Origin of the sequence: Streptomyces daghestanicus, assembly GCF_020521275.1 — a bacterium.
Lineage (GTDB): Bacteria > Actinomycetota > Actinomycetes > Streptomycetales > Streptomycetaceae > Streptomyces > Streptomyces griseoviridis.
In genome coordinates this window covers 685,012-703,523 of the sequence record NZ_BNDX01000008.1, presented here as the reverse complement: position 1 = coordinate 703,523, position 18,512 = coordinate 685,012, and the positions used below count along the sequence as shown (strand labels likewise).

The window sequence follows — 18,512 nt, the reverse complement described above, 5'->3', positions numbered from 1 at the left end:
CGTGCCGGGGGGAGGGTCAGTTCCATGCGCACCCGAATTCTCGTACTTGGTCAGCGCGTCGGCTGAAGCTGGTGACGTCCGGGCGATCCGGAACTCCCAGCGACCCACACCCGGCGCGCTCCCCTCGCTTGCCTTTCGGCACGAGGGGTTTTTTGTTGCACAGGCACCTGCCGCCCCGCGGTCACAGACCGCGCGAACCACGCCAAAACCCTCAGCATCGAGAAGAGAATGCCGATGACCGAGCAGGCCACCGGGGCCCCTCACCCGCAGCCGCGGCCCCGATCCGGAGGACAGTCCGCACCCGAGCAGGTCACGGGCGCGCAGTCCCTCATCCGCTCCCTCGAGGAGGTCGGGGCCGACACGGTATTCGGCATTCCCGGTGGCTGCATCCTTCCGGCGTACGACCCGCTGATGGACTCCACCCGCGTCCGCCACGTCCTGGTCCGCCACGAGCAGGGCGCGGGCCACGCCGCCGAGGGGTACGCGCTCGCCACCGGCAAGGTCGGTGTCTGCATGGCGACCTCGGGACCCGGCGCGACCAACCTGGTCACCCCGATCGCCGACGCCCACATGGACTCGGTGCCGCTGGTCGCGATCACCGGCCAGGTCGCCTCCAAGGCGATCGGCACGGACGCCTTCCAGGAGGCGGACATCGTCGGCATCACCATGCCGATCACCAAGCACAACTGGCTGGTCACCAACGCCGACGACATCCCGCGCGTCATCGCGCAGGCCTTCCACGTCGCCTCCACCGGCCGCCCCGGCCCGGTCCTGGTCGACATCGCCAAGGACGCCCTCCAGGCGAGGACCACGTTCTCCTGGCCGCCCGTCATGGACCTGCCCGGCTACCGCCCGGTGACCAAGCCGCACGCCAAGCAGATCCGCGAGGCCGCCAAGCTGGTCACCGCCGCCAGGCGGCCCGTCCTCTACGTCGGCGGCGGCGTCCTCAAGGCCGGTGCCACCGCCGAGCTGAAGGTCCTCGCCGAGCTGACCGGCGCCCCCGTCACCACCACCCTGATGGCCCTGGGCGCCTTCCCGGACACCCACCCGCAGCACCTGGGCATGCCCGGCATGCACGGTTCGGTCGCCGCCGTCACCGCGCTCCAGAAGGCCGACCTGATCGTCGCCCTCGGCGCCCGCTTCGACGACCGCGTCACCGGCAGGCTGGACAGCTTCGCCCCGCACGCCAAGATCGTGCACGCCGACATCGACCCGGCCGAGATCGGCAAGAACCGCGCCGCCGACGTGCCGATCGTCGGGGACGCCCGCGAGGTCATCGCCGACCTGGTCCAGGCCGTGCAGAAGGAGCACAGCGAGGGCCAGCGCGGCGACTACGAGGCGTGGTGGAAGGACCTGAACCGCTGGCGCGAGACCTACCCGCTCGGCTACGACCAGCCCGAGGACGGCTCGCTCTCCCCGCAGCAGGTGATCGAGCGCATCGGACAGCTCGCCCCCGAGGGCACGATCTTCACCGCGGGCGTCGGCCAGCACCAGATGTGGGCCGCCCACTTCATCCAGTACGACAAGCCCGCCACCTGGCTGAACTCCGGCGGCGCCGGGACCATGGGCTACGCCGTCCCGGCCGCCATGGGAGCCAAGGCCGGCGAGCCCGACCGGACGGTCTGGGCGATCGACGGCGACGGCTGCTTCCAGATGACCAATCAGGAACTGACCACCTGCGCCCTGAACAACATCCCGATCAAGGTCGCGGTCATCAACAACGGCGCGCTCGGCATGGTCCGCCAGTGGCAGACCCTCTTCTACAACCAGCGCTACTCCAACACCGTGCTGCACTCCGGCCCCGACGACGTCAACCCGGCGGCCCGCGGCACCCGCGTCCCCGACTTCGTGAAGCTCGCGGAGGCCATGGGCTGCTACGCGATCCGCTGCGAGGACCCCGCCGACCTCGACAAGGTCATCGAGGAGGCGAACTCGATCAACGACCGCCCGGTCGTGGTGGACTTCATCGTCCACGAGGACGCGATGGTCTGGCCGATGGTCGCCGCCGGCACCTCCAACGACACGATCATGGCCGCCCGGGACGTCCGCCCCGACTTCGGCGACAGCGAAGACGACTGAGCGAGAGAGACCAAGAGACCATGTCCAAGCACACGCTCTCCGTCCTGGTGGAGAACACCCCCGGCATCCTCGCCCGGATCGCCGCCCTGTTCTCCCGCCGCGGCTTCAACATCGACTCGCTCGCCGTCGGCGTCACCGAACACCCCGACATCTCCCGCATCACCATCGTCGTGGGAGTGGAGGACCTGCCCCTGGAGCAGGTCACCAAGCAGCTCAACAAGCTGGTCAACGTGCTGAAGATCGTCGAGCTGGAGCCGGCGCAGGCCGTGCAGCGCGAACTCGTCCTGGTGAAGGTGCGCGCCGACAACGAGACGCGCTCCCAGATCGTCGAGATCGTCCAGCTGTTCCGCGCCAAGACCGTCGACGTCTCCCCGGACGCCGTCACCATCGAGGCGACCGGCAGCGGCGAGAAGCTCTCCGCCATGCTCAGGATGCTGGAACCGTACGGCATCAAGGAGCTGGTCCAGTCCGGCACGATCGCCATCGGCCGCGGCGCCCGTTCGATCACGGACCGCTCGCTGCGCGCCCTCGACCGGTCGGCGTAACCCCCGGGACGCGGGCGGGCGCCCGTATTCCGAGACCCCGAACCTTCCCTTCCCCTCACCGGCATACGGTGGGACGCGACACCTGCACACAAGGAGAGAACCCAAAGTGGCCGAGCTGTTCTACGACGCCGACGCCGACCTGTCCATCATCCAGGGCCGCAAGGTCGCGGTCATCGGGTACGGCAGCCAGGGCCACGCCCACGCGCTGTCCCTGCGCGACTCGGGTGTCGACGTGCGCGTCGGTCTGCACGAGGGCTCCAAGTCCAAGGCCAAGGCCGAGGAGCAGGGCCTGCGCGTGGTGAGCCCCGCGGAGGCCGCCGCCGAGGCCGACGTCATCATGATCCTCGTCCCGGACCCGATCCAGGCCCAGGTCTACGAGGAGCACATCAAGGACAACCTGAAGGACGGCGACGCGCTGTTCTTCGGCCACGGCCTGAACATCCGCTACGGCTTCATCAAGCCCCCGGCCGGCGTGGACGTCTGCATGGTCGCCCCCAAGGGCCCGGGCCACCTGGTGCGCCGCCAGTACGAGGAGGGCCGCGGCGTTCCCTGCATCGCCGCCGTCGAGCAGGACGCCACCGGCAACGCCTTCGCGCTGGCCCTGTCCTACGCCAAGGGCATCGGCGGCACCCGCGCCGGCGTCATCAAGACGACCTTCACCGAGGAGACCGAGACCGACCTCTTCGGTGAGCAGGCCGTCCTCTGCGGTGGCACCGCGGCCCTGGTGAAGGCGGGCTTCGAGACGCTGACCGAGGCCGGCTACCAGCCGGAGATCGCCTACTTCGAGTGCCTGCACGAGCTGAAGCTGATCGTGGACCTCATGTACGAGGGCGGCCTGGAGAAGATGCGCTGGTCGATCTCCGAGACCGCCGAGTGGGGCGACTACGTCACCGGCCCGCGGATCATCACCGACGCCACCAAGGCCGAGATGAAGAAGGTCCTCGCCGAGATCCAGGACGGCACCTTCGCCAAGAACTGGATGGACGAGTACCACGGCGGTCTGAAGAAGTACAACGAGTACAAGAAGCAGGACTCCGAGCACCTGCTGGAGACCACCGGCAAGGAGCTGCGCAAGCTCATGAGCTGGGTCGACGAGGAGGCGTAAGCCTCGGCCGACGGGGCCGGAGCGCATGCTCCGGCCCCGTTGTCCGACCCGTCCAGCCACGGACGGGTGATCCTTCCGCAGCGGCGTAAGACGACGCCCTCGGCGCCACTACACTGCTGCACTACATACGCGTCAGGCCCACAGCGTCGTGCGTCTTCCACGCGGCTAGCCAACCTCCACCGCCTGCGGCCGTCGGGACGGCCGTCCGCATTGGACTTGTGAGGACTCACGTGAGCTCGAAACCTGTCGTACTCATCGCTGAAGAGCTGTCGCCCGCGACCGTGGACGCGCTTGGCCCGGACTTCGAGATCCGCCACTGCAACGGCGCCGACCGAGCCGAACTGCTCCCCGCCATCGCCGACGTGGACGCCATCCTGGTCCGCTCGGCCACCAAGGTCGACGCCGAGGCCATCGCCGCCGCGAACAAGCTGAAGGTCGTCGCCCGCGCCGGCGTGGGCCTGGACAACGTGGACGTCTCCGCCGCCACCAAGGCCGGCGTGATGGTCGTCAACGCCCCGACCTCCAACATCGTCACCGCCGCCGAGCTGGCCTGCGGCCTGATCATCGCCACCGCCCGCAACATCCCGCAGGCCAACGCGGCGCTGAAGAACGGCGAGTGGAAGCGCAGCAAGTACACCGGTGTCGAGCTGGCCGAGAAGACCCTCGGCGTGGTCGGCCTCGGCCGCATCGGCGCGCTGGTCGCCCAGCGCATGTCCGCCTTCGGCATGAAGGTCGTCGCCTACGACCCCTACGTGCAGCCCGCGCGGGCCGCGCAGATGGGCGTCAAGGTCCTGTCGCTGGACGAGCTGCTGGAGGTCTCCGACTTCATCACCGTCCACCTGCCGAAGACCCCCGAGACCCTCGGCCTGATCGGTGACGAGGCGCTGCGCAAGGTCAAGCCGAGTGTCCGCATCGTCAACGCCGCGCGCGGCGGCATCGTCGACGAGGAGGCGCTGTACTCGGCGCTGAAGGAGGGCCGGGTCGCCGGCGCCGGCCTCGACGTGTACGCCAAGGAGCCCTGCACGGACTCCCCCCTGTTCGAGTTCGACCAGGTCGTCGCCACCCCGCACCTCGGCGCCTCCACCGACGAGGCGCAGGAGAAGGCCGGTATCGCCGTCGCCAGGTCGGTCCGCCTCGCCCTCGCCGGTGAGCTGGTCCCGGACGCGGTCAACGTCCAGGGCGGCGTCATCGCCGAGGACGTCAAGCCGGGCCTGCCGCTCGCCGAGAACCTCGGCCGCATCTTCACCGCCCTCGCCGGCGAGGTCGCCGTCCGCCTGGACGTCGAGGTCTACGGCGAGATCACCCAGCACGACGTGAAGGTGCTGGAGCTGTCCGCCCTCAAGGGTGTCTTCGAGGACGTGGTCGAGGAGACCGTCTCCTACGTCAACGCCCCGCTGTTCGCCCAGGAGCGCGGCGTCGAGGTCCGGCTGACCACCAGCTCCGAGTCGGCGGAGCACCGCAACGTCGTCACCGTGCGCGGCACCCTCGCCAGCGGCGAGGAGGTGGCGGTCTCCGGCACGCTGGCCGGCCCCAAGCACCTCCAGAAGATCGTCGCCGTCGGCGAGTACGACGTGGACCTGGCCCTCGCCGACCACATGGCCGTCCTGCGCTACGAGGACCGTCCCGGTGTCGTCGGCACGGTCGGCCGCATCCTCGGCGAGGCGGGCATCAACATCGCCGGCATGCAGGTCGCCCGCGCGGCGGTCGGCGGCGAGGCGCTCGCGGTGCTGACGGTGGACGACACGGTGGGCGCCGCGGTGCTGGGTGAGGTCGCGGCGGAGATCGGGGCGACGTCGGCCCGATCGGTCAACCTGGTCTGAGGTGACCGCCGGTCCGGGGCCGCCGTCCCCGGACCCCCGCACCGGCCCTGGACGGGCCGCGTCGTCACACGCCGGACGGGCTGAGTCGCTCAGCCTGTCCGGCGTTCTCGCGTCTCAGCGTCCGTACCGCCGGGAACACCGCCGCCAGCAGCAGGAGCGCCCCCGCCCCCGCCACCGCCGCGCCCCGCTGGTGAACGCGAAGACCGCGCCGGACGGGGAGCGGCTCGCCGAGGGGCTGCGCCGGGTGATCGAGGCCGCCCGCGCTACAGGCGGTGCGCCTTGAGCGCCATGTGCAGCAGCAGCCGGTCCTCACCGTCGTCCAGGTCCAGACCGGTGAGCTGTTCGACGCGGGAGAGGCGGTAGTAGAGGGTCTGGCGGTGGATGCCCAGTTCCGCCGCCGTACGGCCGGCCTGCCCGGCCCGGTCGAGGTAGACCTCGGCGGTGCGGGCCAGCTCCCGGTGGGCCGGGGAGAGCAGCGCCCGTGCGGCGGGGTCCCGGGCGACCGCGGCGGGCAGGGCCGTCAGCAGGCGGTACGGGCCGATCGACGCCCACTCGGCGACCGGTGCGAACCGGGCCTCCGCGAGGGCCGCGCGGGCCGCCGCCCGCGCCTCACGCCAGGCCGTGCCCAGCTCCGCGAGGCCGGCCCGGGCGGCGGCGACCCCGGCGGCCGGGGCGGGGGCGGCGTCGCCGGCCAGCCCCCCGGCCCGCTCCAGCAGGCGGCCCGCCGCGGCGAGGGCCGGGGCCGGCACGTCCACCGAACGCAGCCGGACCAGCAGCGCCAGCGCCCGGCCCGCCGCGCCCCACGGCACCGTGCACAGCGCCGTCGCCCCCGGCACCGTACGGACCGAGGGGGTGTCGTCCGGGTCGGCGGAGGGCCAGGGGGCGACGCAGACCACCGTGTGCGGGACGTCGGCGCGCGGGCCCAGGACGGCGCGCAGTTCGGCGACGGCCATGTCCCGCTGCCAGCCCCGCTCGGCGGTGAGCACGGCCCGCAGCTCCCGGCCGATGTCGGCGCCGTGCCGGGCCTCGTCGGCGAGCAGCGCCCCGATCCGGGTGGTGACCGCCATCGCGGCGGTGAGCTGCCGCACGGTCGGCCCGGGATCGGTGTCGAGGAGCCATACGTAGCCCAGCGCCACCCCTCGGTGGCGTACCGGCAGACAGATCCGGCCCCGGTGCACCCCCGCCTCCGGTGTCGGCGGGATGCGGACCGGGCGGGTGGCGCGGGTGATGCCGAACCCCTCGAACCAGGCGCGGACCGCCGGGGTGGAGCGCCGGGTCAGGATCGACCGGGCGCGCACCGGGTCCAGGGCCGAGGCGTCGAGGTCGCCCTCGCTGTCGTAGGCGCCGAAGGCGATCAGCTCGAAATCCCGGTTCTCCAGGGTGGCGGGCGCTCCCAGCAGCTCCGAGATCTCGTCCACCAGTTCCTGGTAGTCACCTCTGGAATCCGACGTCACACCGGGCATTCTGCCCCATCCCGGCACCCCCTTCATACATCTGTCTGAGATAACCGGCACGGATGCGTGACAGCTGTCGATGGCCCAGGATCGGAGCCGTCCTTAGGTTTCACGGTGGCAGAGCCTGGTTTTTCGGTAAGTGGAGGTGCCCCGTGCTGGGTCCCGTGATTCTCGCCGCGTCGCGCAGCGACCGCATGCGCCGCCTCGTGTCGGCGGCCCCGGTGACCAAGCAGGTCGTCGACCGCTTCATCCCCGGCGAGGACGTCGACGAGATCGTCCCGATCGTCCGGGACCTCACGGCCAAGGGCCTGGAGCTGACGATGGACGTCGTCGGCGAGGACATCACCACCCCCGAGCAGGCCGCCGCCGCCCGCGACGCCTACCTGGAGCTGATCGACCGGCTCAAGCCGCTGGAGCTGGGCTCGCGCGCGGAGATGTCCGTGAAGCTGTCCATGTTCGGGCAGGCACTGGACGGAGGCCACGAACTGGCGCTCGCCAACGTCCGCCCGGTGGTCGAGGCGGCGGCCGGGATCGGCACCACGGTCACGCTCGACGCCGAGGACCACACCACCCTCGACTCGATGTTCGCCATCCACGAGGAGCTGCGGAAGGACTTCCCGGAGACCGGCTGCGTCATCCAGGCGTACCTGTTCCGCACGGAGGCCGACGCGCGCCGGCTCGCCGCGGCCGGCTCTCGCGTACGGTTGGTGAAGGGCGCCTACAAGGAGCCCGCCGAGGTCGCCTACCAGGACAAGCACGAGATCGACAAGGCGTACGTCCGCGTCCTGCGCACGCTGATGGAGGGCGACGGCTACCCGATGGTCGGGTCCCACGACCCGCGCCTGATCGCCATCGCCCAGGAGCTGGCGCACCGCGCCGGGCGCAAGCCCGACGAGTACGAGTTCCAGATGCTGTACGGCATCCGCGGCGAGGAGCACCTGCGGCTGGCCGCCGAGGGCCACCGTATGCGCGTCTACACCGCCTACGGCACCGACTGGTACGGCTACTTCATGCGCCGCCTGGCGGAGAAGCCGGCCAACCTCCGGTTCTTCGCCCGGTCCATGGTCACCAAGGGCTGACCCGCACCCGCTCGCACACGTTCAACTCAAGGAGTCACGAACACCATGGACGCTGTGACCCAGGTCCCCACCCCCGTCAACGAGCCGGTGCACGGCTACGCCCCCGGTTCGCCCGAGCGCGCCCGTCTGGAGGCCAAGCTCAAGGAGCTGGCCGAGAACCCCATCGACCTCGTCTGCACCATCGGCGGCGAGAAGCGGATGGGCGGCGGTGACCGCTTCGACGTCGTGCAGCCGCACAACCACAAGGCCCGCCTGGGCACGTACGCCAACGCCACCCGGCAGGACGCCCGGGACGCGATCGACGCCGCCCTCGCCGCCGCGCCGGCCTGGCGCGCGATGTCCTTCGACGACCGCGCGGCGATCATCCTGCGCGCCGCCGAGCTGCTCTCCGGCCCGTGGCGCGAGACGCTGGCCGCCTCCACCATGCTGGGCCAGTCCAAGACCGCGCAGCAGGCCGAGATCGACACGCCCTGCGAGCTGGTCGACTTCTGGCGGTTCAACGTCTCCTACGCCCGCCAGATCCTGGCCGAGCAGCCCCCGGCCAACGCGCCGGGCGTGTGGAACCGCCTGGACCACCGCCCGCTGGAGGGCTTCGTCTACGCGATCACGCCGTTCAACTTCACGGCGATCGCCGCCAACCTGCCCACCGCGCCCGCCCTCATGGGCAACGTGGTGGTCTGGAAGCCGTCCCCGACGCAGACCCACGCCGCCGTGCTGATGATGGAGCTGCTGGAGGAGGCCGGTCTCCCCAAGGGCGTCATCAACCTGGTCACCGGTGACGGCCTGGAGGTCTCCGAGGTCGCCCTGAACCACCGCGACCTGGCCGGCATCCACTTCACCGGCTCGACCAAGACCTTCCAGCACCTGTGGAAGACGGTCGGCAACAACATCGAGAAGTACCGCACCTACCCGCGCCTGGTCGGCGAGACCGGCGGCAAGGACTTCGTCGTCGCCCACCCGAGCGCCGACCGCGCGGTGCTGAAGACCGCCCTGACCCGCGGCGCCTTCGAGTACCAGGGCCAGAAGTGCTCCGCCACCTCCCGCGCGTACATCCCGGCGTCGATCTGGAACGACGGCTTCAAGGAGGAGTTCGCGGCGGAGATCGACGGCATCACCATGGGTGACGTCACCGACCTGTCGAACTTCATCGGCGCCGTCATCGACGAGCGCGCCTTCGCCAAGAACAAGGCCGCGATCGAGCGGGCGCGCGAGGACGCCTCCTGCACGATCGTCGCGGGCGGCTCCTACGACGACTCGGTCGGCTACTTCGTCCGCCCGACCGTCATCGAGTGCACCGACCCGGAGAACGAGGTGTTCACCACCGAGTACTTCGGCCCGATCCTCGCCGTGTACGTGTACGACGACGAGAAGTACGACGAGATGCTGACGCAGATGGAGTCGGTGTCCGACTACGCGCTCACCGGCTCGGTCATCGCGGGCGACCGCGCGGCGGCGGCGTACACGATGGAGAAGCTGCGCTACGCGGCCGGCAACTTCTACATCAACGACAAGTCGACCGGTGCCGTCGTCGGCCAGCAGCCCTTCGGCGGCGGCCGGGCCTCCGGCACCAACGACAAGGCCGGCGCCCCGCAGAACCTGATGCGCTGGACGCTGACCCGCGCCATCAAGGAGTCGCTGGTCTCCCCGACCGACTACCGCTACCCGCACATGGGCTGATCCGCGGCGGGCGCACGCCCCCGCCCCGACCCCGGACGGGCCAGGTCTCCCCCCGGCCTGGCCCGTCCGGCCTTCTCACGGCCGGGGCAGCCGGTACAGCACGCTGCGGCGCAGCGGCCCCGCCGGGACGGTCGGGTCGTCGAAGTCGTCCGCCGGGTCGTACGTCATGCCCAGGCGGCGCATCACCGCCCGCGAGCGCTCGTTGCCGGGCACGGTCACGGCGAGGATCTCCGGCAGGTCCAGCTCGGTGAAGCCGAACTCCACCACCGCGCGGGCCGCCTCCGTCGCGTAGCCGTGCCCCCAGGCGGCGCGGGCCAGCCGCCAGCCCGCCTCGACGCCGGTGAACGGCTGCCCCTCCTCCACCGGGTCCAGGCCGGCCATGCCGATGAACTCCCCGGTGCCGCGCACCTCGACCGCCCAGAAGCTCCAGCCGCGCGCGTCCAGGCCGGCCTGGAACCGGGCGGCCGCGGCGTCGGTGTCCTCCCGGCTCGGCATGCCGGGCAGATGGCGGCGCACCTCCGGGTCGGTGTTGAGCGCGTGCCACGTGGCCAGGTCGCTCCCGCGCCAGGAGCGGAGCAGCAGACGGGCGGTGCGCAGTTCGGTCATGCGGTCACCGTAGACGGGCGGCGGCGGTGGAAATCCCAGGTCGCGGCGGTGTGACGTACTCCACCGTCTCAGATAGTAGGAAGTCCGAGTAATTGTGGAGACAGGCGCGGGTCACTCCCTTAGCTTTGTAGGAGCCGAACGTCTCGCTGGATCCAGCGAAGGGCGGTCGTGAGCCGGGCCCCGCGCAGGCAATCCCTGCGGTCCGCCGCTCCCCGCCCCTTCCGGCCCGTCGTATTCCTCCCGTGTGACGAAGGAGTCGATCCCCCCATGGCCGAGACGACCGTCCGCCGCCGAGTCCGTCACGTCTCCCGTACCGACGACACCGACCGGAAGAACGCAGCCGCCGCCCTCCAGCGCGCCCTCGACCGCCGGGACAACGGCGGCGCCACCGGGCACTGAGCCCCTCGCCTCACCGCCCGCGCCGCACCTCGAAGTGGTCGACGCGGGTGCCGTCCGGGGCCAGCGCCGAGATCCTGAGTCTCGGCGCGGCGCCCGCCTCCGCCTCCACCCGGAGGAAGGAGAAACCGCGGTAGCGCACCCGTGACCAGGCGACCGTCTCCGTCCTGCGGCCGCCCGAGCGGGTCCAGCGGAAGCTGTCGACCGGCTTGTCGGCGGGCTCGTACCCCGGGTCGCGTCCCTCGTGGCGCTCCGGCGCGCCCGCCGGGAAGCCGTACAGTTCCCGGCCGCCGCCGCCCGCGGTGACGTACACCGTCCCGTCCCGGGTGGGGTCGGTGGTCGCGCCGGCCGGCACCGGCCGGCCCACCTCGCCGTTCCTGATCGCGTCCGTGCGCTCGTAGACGTGGTTGTGCCCGTTGATCACCAGGTCCACCTGGTGGCGGGCGAAGAGCGGTACCCACTCGGCGCGCACCCCGCCGTCCGAGGTGTGCGTCGACGTGGAATACGCGCAGTGGTGGAAGAAGACCACGACGAACTCCACCTCGGGCGCCGCCCGCAGCTCCGCCAGCGTCCGCGCCAGCCAGCGTGTCTGCCGGCCCTCCGTGACGCCGAGGTTGGCCCGCATCTCGTAGGAGACGTCGTTGGCGTCGAGGGCGACGACACCGACGTTGCCGTAGGTGAAGGAGTACACCCCCGGGGCGGTGCGCGGGTCGAAGCCGCTGTCCGGCAGGGAGAAGCGGGCGAGCTGGCCGCCGTAGCCGTCCGGTGAGTACCACGCCTCCATGTCGTGGTTGCCGGTCGTCACCATCCACGGCACCGTCCGCGCCACCGGTTCGGTCTGCCGCAGGAACAGGTCCCACCGGGTGGCGTCGTACAGGTCGGTCCTCTCGCCGCGGCCCTTGTCGTCGGCGTAGCAGATGTCGCCGGCGTGCAGGTGGAACGCCGGGTCCTGGCGGAGCAGGAGGCGGTTGTTGGCGACCGCCTCGGTGCCGACGCCCTGGTCGCCGAAGGCGGTGAAGACGAAGCGCTCCGGGGCCGCGGGGGCGGTGCGGAAGGAGGCGATGGTGGCGCGGTGGTCCGGCGCGGCCGGGTCGAAGCCCTCGTGGCCGACGCCGTAGTAGTACGTGGTGCCGGGGCGCAGGCCGTCCAGGGCCGCGTGCACGTAGTACTGCTCGACCGCCGGGTGGGCGTCGCCCAGCGCGGGCGTGCTCAGGGCGCGGACCTCGGCCCCGGTCCGGCGGCCCAGGTCGTCGGGCCGGAGCCCGACCCGGACGAAGGGCCGGCGCACCGCCAGCGGCACCTGCCACGAGATCCGCAGCTGCCGCCGTGGGTCCGCGCCGAACGCCAGATGCCGGCCGAACGGCACCACCGCCGCCCCGGAGACCGTCGCGGCCGGCGCCGGAGCCGGTGCGGCGGTCCGCGCGCCGCCGCCCGAACAGCCGGTCAGCAGCCCGCTCGCCACCGCCCCCGCCGTCACCAGCGTCCGGCGCCGGGACAGCCGGGTGCGCAGGTACGCGTACTGCTCCGCCATGCTCAGGCGGCGTGCCAGGTCCGGCCGGATGCCGAAGTCGGGGATCTCCATGCCGCCAGTGATTCCCCGCGCGGACCGGCCCCCGCGCCGCGCACGGGTGAACACGGGCCGACGGATGCGTGCCGCCTGTCCGCATGGCGGACGCCCTGTGTCATCCCATGGGACGCGGAGTAGGGTGCCCGTCATGGCTCGCAGCATCGATCTCGCAGTGATTCCCGGCGACGGCATCGGTCAGGAGGTCGTGGCCGAAGGGCTGAAGGTCCTCTCCGCCGTCCTCCCGCAGGACGTGAAGCTGGAGACCAAGGAGTACGACTTCGGCGCCCGGCGCTACCACGCCACCGGTGAGACCCTCACCGACGCCGACCTCGACGCGCTGAAGGGGCACGACGCGATCCTGCTCGGCGCCATCGGCGACCCGTCGGTGCCGTCCGGCGTCCTGGAGCGCGGCTTCCTGCTCAAGCTCCGCTTCGCCTTCGACCACCACGTCAACCTGCGGCCCAGCAAGCTGCTCCCCGGTGTGCGGACCCCGCTGGCCGGCGAGCCGCAGATCGACTTCGTGGTCGTCCGCGAGGGCACCGAGGGCCCCTACACGGGCAACGGCGGCACCATCCGCAAGGGCACCGAGCACGAGGTCGCCACCGAGGTCTCCGTGAACACCGCCTTCGGTGTCGAGCGCGTGGTCCGGGACGCCTTCGCCCGCGCCCAGGCCCGCCCCCGCAAGAAGCTCGCGCTGATCCACAAGAACAACGTGCTCACCTTCGCGGGCCACCTGTGGACCGACGTCTTCAACCGGGTGGCCGCGGAGTTCCCCGAGGTCACCACCGAGTACATGCACGTCGACGCGGCGACCATCTACCTGGTCACCCAGCCCGAGCGGTTCGACGTCATCGTCACCGACAACCTCTTCGGTGACATCATCACCGACCTCGCCGCGGCCGTCTCCGGCGGCATCGGCGTCGCCGCCAGCGGGAACATCAACCCGTCCGGCGCGTACCCCTCGATGTTCGAGCCGGTCCACGGCTCCGCGCCCGACATCGCCGGCCAGGGCAAGGCCGATCCCAGCGCCACCGTGCTCTCCGTCGCCCTGCTGCTGCGCCACCTCGGCTACGAGGCCGAGGCCACCCGGATCGAGGAGGCGGTCGCGGCCGACCTCGGCGAACGCGCCGGGCAGCCCGAGCGCACCACCTCCGAGATCGGTGATGCCCTCGCCGTACGAGTAGCCGGCTGACCGGGCCGCGCACTCGAACCTGAACCATTCGAAGCCGCCGGGTCCGGAAAACAAGGCACCCGGCGGCTTTCACCTGTCCCCGCCGGGTGCGACCATCGAACCCGGGCCGCATTCACCCCGTTTCATCCGTCCCGGAACCGCGCGCGATAATCGAACGCGGGGCCGCGACATGAGGGAATGCTCGGACGTCCTAGCACTGGCCACTGGCAGTACGGGCGTGAACGCGGCTCGTCACGACAACCGGTGAAGGACAACCATTCATGACCACGCCCACGATCGAGCTCAAGCCCTCCGCCAGCCCGCTGTCCGCCGCCGAGCGCGACGCGATACTGGCCGCCCCGGGGTTCGGCCGCCACTTCACCGACCACATGGTGACGATCAAGTGGACCGAGGGCCGCGGCTGGCACGACGGCCAGCTCGTGCCCTACGCCCCGCTCTCCCTCGACCCGGCCACCATGGTCCTGCACTACGCGCAGGAGATCTTCGAGGGCCTGAAGGCGTACCGGCGCCCCGACGGGTCCGTCGCGACCTTCCGACCCGAGAAGAACGCGCAGCGCTTCCAGGCGTCCTCGCGCCGGCTCGGCATGCCGGAACTGCCGGTGGAGACCTTCATCGAGGCGTGCGACGCGCTGGTGCGGCAGGACCAGGCCTGGGTCCCGGCGCACGGCGGTGAGGAATCCCTCTACCTGCGCCCCTTCATGATCGCCACCGAGGTCGGGCTCGGCGTCAAGCCGGCCAACGAGTACCTGTTCCTGGTCATCGCCTCCCCGGCCGGCGCCTACTTCCCCGGCGGTGTGAAGCCGGTCTCCATCTGGGTCTCCGAGGACCGCGTCCGCGCCGTCCCCGGCGGCATGGGCGACGCCAAGACCGGCGGCAACTACGCGGCCTCCCTGCTCGCCCAGGCCGAGGCCGCCGCCAAGGGCTGCGACCAGGTCTGCTACCTCGACGCCATCGAGCGCACCTGGGTCGAGGAGCTGGGCGGCATGAACCTGTACTTCGTGTACGGCGACAAGATCGTCACCCCGGCGCTCACGGGTTCCATCCTGGAGGGCGTCACCCGTGACTCCCTGCTCACCGTCGCCCGCGACCTCGGCTACGAGGCCGAGGAGGGCCGGATCTCCGTCGACCAGTGGCAGCGCGACGCCGGGAACGGCACCCTCACCGAGGTCTTCGCCTGCGGCACCGCCGCCGTGATCACCCCGGTCGGCACGGTCAAGCGGGCCGGTGCCGAGTGGCAGCAGAGCGGCGGCGAGCCCGGCGAGGTCACCGTCCGCCTCCGCAAGGCGCTCCTGGACATCCAGCGCGGCACCGCCGAGGACACCCACGGCTGGATGCACACGCTGGCCTGAGCCACCCCGCCTCCGTTCGCCGAGGGCCGCCCCGGGACACCGCGTCCGGGGCGGCTCTTTTGAGTGGCACTCAAATCAGTACCCCAGGCCCCTTGGCCTGCCCACGTCCTGCGTTTAGAGTGCTGCTCAAACGTTAGGAGGCGTCCCGCCGTGCGACTCACCCCGACCGAACGCGACCGGCTGCTGCTGTTCTCGGCCGCCGAACTGGCCCGTGCCCGCAAGGCGCGCGGCCTGCGGCTGAACGTGCCGGAGGCGACCGCGCTCATCGCCGACACCGTCTGCGAGGCGGCCCGGGACGGCGCCCGGCTGGCCGAGGCGGTGGCGCGGGCCCGGTCGGTGCTCGGGCCCGACGACGTCCTGCCGGGCGTCGCCGACGTGGTCACCGAGGTGCACGTCGAGGCCGTCTTCGACGACGGCTCCCGGCTCGCGATCGTCTCCGAGCCGATCGCCGCCCAGCCGGCCGGCGGCGGGGCGGCGATCGGCGGGGCGGGGCGGGAGGCGCCGGGCGCTCTGCTGCCGGGGCCGGAGCACGACGAGCCCGCGGCGGCGGTGCGGCTGCCGGTCGTCAACACCGCGTCCGTGCCCGTCTCGGTCACCTCCCACTTCCACTTCTTCGAGGCCAACCCGCGGCTCGACTTCGACCGGGAGCGGGCGTACGGCATGCGGCTCGCCGTCCCCGCCGGGTCCTCGGTCCGTTTCGGGCCGGGCGAGCGGGTCGAGGCCGGGCTCGTCCCGATCGGCGGCGCCCGTGTCGCCATCGGCTTCGCCGGGCTGGTCGACGGGCCGCTGGACGCGCCGGGCGCCCGCGCGGAGGCCCTGCGCCGGGCAGCCGCCTGCGGCTACCTGGGGGTACGGGCCGAGGAGGCGGGCCGATGAGCCGCCCCGGGGGACACCCCGTCGAGGCGCGGCGGCTCACCCCGTACGAGTACGCCGCCACCCACGGCCCCCGGGCCGGCGACCGCCTCCGCCTCGGTGACTCGGGGCTGGTGGTCCGGGTCGAGTCCGACGCGCAGCGCCACGGCGACGAGTTCCTGGCGGGGTTCGGCAAGACCGCCCGGGACGGGCTGCACCTGAAGGCGGCGGCCGTCCGTGACACCTGTGACGTGGTGATCAGCAACGTCGTCGTGATCGACGCCGTGCAGGGCGTGCGCAAGGTCTCCATCGGCGTCCGCGAGGGCCGCATCCACGCGATCGGCCGGGCCGGCAACCCCGACACCCTCGACGGCGTCGACGTGGTCGTCGGCACCGGCACCACCATCGTCTCCGGTGAGGGCCTGATCGCCACCGCCGGTGCCGTCGACACCCACGTCCACCTGCTCTCCCCGCGCGTCATGGAGGCGTCGCTCGCGTCCGGCGTCACCACGGTCATCGGCCAGGAGTTCGGGCCGGTGTGGGGCGTCGGTGTCAACTCGCCCTGGGCGCTGCGGCGGGCGTTCGCGGCGTTCGACGCCTGGCCGGTGAACATCGGCTTCCTCGGCCGGGGCTCCTCCTCCGACCCCGGTCCGCTGACCGAGGCCCTCGCCGAGGGCGGCGCCTGCGGATTCAAGGTGCACGAGGACATGGGCGCCCACACCCGCGCCCTGGACACCGCCCTGCGCGTCGCCGAGGACCACGACGTGCAGGTCGCCCTGCACAGCGACGGCCTGAACGAGTGCCTGTCGGTGGAGGACACCCTCAGGGTGCTGGAGGGCCGCACCATCCACGCCTTCCACATAGAGGGCTGCGGCGGCGGACACGTCCCGAACGTCCTGAAGATGGCCGGGGTGCCCCACGTCATCGGCTCCTCCACCAACCCCACCCTGCCCTTCGGCCGGGACGCCGTCGCCGAGCACTACGGCATGATCGTCTCCGTCCACGACCTCAAGACCGACCTGCCGGGCGACGCCGCCATGGCCCGCGACCGCGTCCGCGCCTCCACGATGGGCGCCGAGGACGTGCTGCACGACCTGGGCGCGATCGGCATCACCTCCTCCGACGCGCAGGGGATGGGGCGGGCCGGCGAGACCGTGCGCCGCACCTTCGCCCTGGCCGGGAAGATGAAGGCCGAGACCGGCGCGGACGGCGACGACGACAACGAGCGCGTCCTGCGGTACATCGCCAAGCTGACGATCAACCCGGCGATCGCGCACGGACTCGCCCACGAGGTCGGCTCCGTCGAGGTCGGCAAGCTCGCCGACCTGGTGCTGTGGCGCCCCGAGTACTTCGGCGCCAAACCGCAGCTCGTCCTCAAGTCCGGCTTCCCGGCGTACGGCGTCACCGGTGACCCCAACGCGGCCACCGACACCTGCGAACCCCTCGTCCTCGGACCGCAGTTCGGCGCGCACGGCGCGACGCCCGCCGAGATCTCGGTGGCCTTCGTCGCGCGGGCCGCCCTCGACCGGGGCGGCGACCTGATGCCGACCCGCCGCCGCCGGGTCGCCGTGCGCGGCACCCGGGGGATCGGCCCGGCCGACCTGTGCCGCAACTCCCGTACCGGACAGGTCGACGTCGACCCGCGCACCGGACTGGTCACTCTCGACGGCGAACCGCTCCGCTCGGCGCCGGCCGACTCCGTCTCCCTCAACCGCCTGTACTTCCTCTAGTCCGCCCGTACTTCCCCAGGACCGCCCATGACCTACCGCATGCCCCCCGAGTGGGCCCCGCACGAACGCACCTGGATGGCCTGGCCCGGCCCCAACCCGACCTTCGCGACCGCCGGGGAACTGGCCGCGGCCCGGACCGCCTGGGCGCGGGTCGCCCGTGCCGTGCGCCGCTTCGAGCCGGTGACGGTGGTGCACGGCCCCGGCCAGCGGGACTCCGCGCGCGCCCTGCTCGGCCCGGACATCGACCTGGTGGAGCGCCCGCTCGACGACGCGTGGATGCGGGACACCGGACCGACCTTCGTCACCGACGGCGCGGGCGGACTGGCCGCCGTGGACTGGGTGTTCAACGGCTGGGGCGCGCAGGAGTGGGCCCGCTGGGAGCACGACGCGCAGATCGCCCGGCAGATCGCGGACCTCGCCGGGGCACCGGTGCTGAGCAGCGCACTTGTCAACGAGGGCGGCGGCCTGCACGTCGACGGCGAGGGCACCGTCCTGCTCACCGAGACCGTCCAGCTCGGCTCCGCCCGCAACCCCGGCTGGACCCGCGAGCGCGTCGAGGCGGAGGTCCACGCCCGGCTCGGCACCCGCAAGGCCATCTGGCTCCCGCACGGCCTGACCGGTGACTACGGCACGTACGGCACCCAGGGCCATGTCGACATCGTCGCCGCCTTCGCCCGGCCGGGCACCGTCCTCGTCCACACCCAGCGCGACCCCGCCCACCCCGACCACGCCCGCTCGCTCACCTACCTGGAGATCCTCCGCGCCGAGACGGACGCCGCGGGCCGTCCCCTGGAGGTCGTGGAGGTCCCCGCCCCCACCGTCCTCAAGGACGAGGACGGGGACTGGGTCGACTACTCCTACATCAACCACTACCTCTGCAACGGCGGTGTCGTCCTCTGCGCCTTCGACGACCCGCACGACGAGGTGGCCGCGGACCTCTTCCGCCGGCTCTTCCCCGACCGCGCGGTGGTGCCGGTGGACGCCCGTACGATCTTCGGAAGCGGTGGCGGCATCCACTGCATCACACAGCAGCAGCCCAAGGTGTGAAGGATCTGGAGGAG

The 18,512-nt window shown here is 72.1% G+C and carries 15 protein-coding genes; 12 read left to right on the top strand and 3 right to left on the bottom strand.

Features of this window, described 5'->3' with window-relative positions; all coding sequences use genetic code 11:
- The first annotated feature begins 234 nt into the window (after nucleotides 1–234).
- The 4 genes from Sdagh_RS12545 (at nucleotide 235) to serA (ending at nucleotide 5,549) form a co-directional block, all read left to right on the top strand.
- On the top strand, nucleotides 235–2,079 hold the full coding sequence (locus Sdagh_RS12545; protein WP_189419819.1) for an acetolactate synthase large subunit: 1,845 nt from the start codon (nucleotides 235–237) through the stop codon (nucleotides 2,077–2,079).
- 20 nt (nucleotides 2,080–2,099) lie between these two features.
- Nucleotides 2,100–2,624: an acetolactate synthase small subunit gene (gene ilvN / locus Sdagh_RS12540; RefSeq protein WP_189419818.1), complete on the top strand. Its 525-nt coding sequence runs from the start codon at nucleotides 2,100–2,102 to the stop codon at nucleotides 2,622–2,624.
- Nucleotides 2,625–2,730: 106 nt separating this feature from the next.
- Entirely contained in the window at nucleotides 2,731–3,729 is a 999-nt protein-coding gene (gene ilvC, locus Sdagh_RS12535) for a ketol-acid reductoisomerase (protein ID WP_189419809.1), read from the top strand.
- A gap of 230 nt (nucleotides 3,730–3,959) precedes the next feature.
- Nucleotides 3,960–5,549: a phosphoglycerate dehydrogenase gene (gene serA / locus Sdagh_RS12530; protein WP_189419807.1), complete on the top strand. Its 1,590-nt coding sequence runs from the start codon at nucleotides 3,960–3,962 to the stop codon at nucleotides 5,547–5,549.
- A 263-nt stretch (nucleotides 5,550–5,812) separates the two neighbouring features.
- Here serA and Sdagh_RS12525 read toward each other — a convergent pair whose 3' ends face one another.
- Nucleotides 5,813–7,003, bottom strand: a complete 1,191-nt coding sequence (locus Sdagh_RS12525) for a helix-turn-helix domain-containing protein (protein ID WP_190077438.1) — start codon at nucleotides 7,001–7,003, stop codon at nucleotides 5,813–5,815.
- Between the two features lie 152 nt (nucleotides 7,004–7,155).
- On the opposite strand from Sdagh_RS12525, the gene Sdagh_RS12520 reads away from it, so the two are divergent.
- A complete protein-coding gene (locus Sdagh_RS12520) occupies nucleotides 7,156–8,082 on the top strand; it encodes a proline dehydrogenase family protein (protein ID WP_189419798.1) in 927 nt (308 codons plus the stop codon).
- A gap of 45 nt (nucleotides 8,083–8,127) precedes the next feature.
- On the top strand, nucleotides 8,128–9,759 hold the full coding sequence (pruA, locus tag Sdagh_RS12515) for an L-glutamate gamma-semialdehyde dehydrogenase (RefSeq protein WP_189419796.1): 1,632 nt from the start codon (nucleotides 8,128–8,130) through the stop codon (nucleotides 9,757–9,759).
- Nucleotides 9,760–9,834: 75 nt separating this feature from the next.
- Here pruA and Sdagh_RS12510 read toward each other — a convergent pair whose 3' ends face one another.
- Nucleotides 9,835–10,365, bottom strand: a complete 531-nt coding sequence (locus tag Sdagh_RS12510; RefSeq protein WP_190077437.1) for a GNAT family N-acetyltransferase — start codon at nucleotides 10,363–10,365, stop codon at nucleotides 9,835–9,837.
- 267 nt (nucleotides 10,366–10,632) lie between these two features.
- Between Sdagh_RS12510 and Sdagh_RS36460 the strand changes: the two genes are divergently transcribed.
- On the top strand, nucleotides 10,633–10,764 hold the full coding sequence (locus Sdagh_RS36460) for a hypothetical protein (RefSeq protein WP_264201189.1): 132 nt from the start codon (nucleotides 10,633–10,635) through the stop codon (nucleotides 10,762–10,764).
- Between the two features lie 10 nt (nucleotides 10,765–10,774).
- Here the strand turns inward: Sdagh_RS36460 and Sdagh_RS12505 are convergent, their stop codons facing one another.
- Nucleotides 10,775–12,343 (bottom strand): purple acid phosphatase family protein, encoded by a 1,569-nt coding sequence (locus Sdagh_RS12505; RefSeq protein ID WP_190077436.1) that lies wholly within the window; start codon nucleotides 12,341–12,343, stop codon nucleotides 10,775–10,777.
- A 133-nt stretch (nucleotides 12,344–12,476) separates the two neighbouring features.
- Between Sdagh_RS12505 and Sdagh_RS12500 the strand changes: the two genes are divergently transcribed.
- The 5 genes from Sdagh_RS12500 (at nucleotide 12,477) to Sdagh_RS12480 (ending at nucleotide 18,498) form a co-directional block, all read left to right on the top strand.
- Entirely contained in the window at nucleotides 12,477–13,520 is a 1,044-nt protein-coding gene (locus tag Sdagh_RS12500; protein ID WP_189419790.1) for a 3-isopropylmalate dehydrogenase, read from the top strand.
- A gap of 260 nt (nucleotides 13,521–13,780) precedes the next feature.
- Nucleotides 13,781–14,869, top strand: coding sequence for a branched-chain amino acid aminotransferase (locus tag Sdagh_RS12495; RefSeq protein ID WP_190077435.1), 1,089 nt, complete (start codon nucleotides 13,781–13,783; stop codon nucleotides 14,867–14,869).
- Between the two features lie 150 nt (nucleotides 14,870–15,019).
- Nucleotides 15,020–15,745, top strand: a complete 726-nt coding sequence (ureA, locus tag Sdagh_RS12490) for an urease subunit gamma (RefSeq protein ID WP_189419786.1) — start codon at nucleotides 15,020–15,022, stop codon at nucleotides 15,743–15,745.
- Nucleotides 15,742–17,451: an urease subunit alpha gene (locus Sdagh_RS12485; RefSeq protein WP_189419784.1), complete on the top strand. Its 1,710-nt coding sequence runs from the start codon at nucleotides 15,742–15,744 to the stop codon at nucleotides 17,449–17,451. The genes ureA and Sdagh_RS12485 overlap by 4 nt, the downstream gene beginning before the upstream one ends.
- A 27-nt stretch (nucleotides 17,452–17,478) precedes the next feature.
- Complete coding sequence (locus tag Sdagh_RS12480; RefSeq protein WP_190077434.1) at nucleotides 17,479–18,498, top strand: agmatine deiminase family protein; 1,020 nt, start codon at nucleotides 17,479–17,481, stop codon at nucleotides 18,496–18,498.
- Nucleotides 18,499–18,512 lie beyond the last annotated feature (14 nt).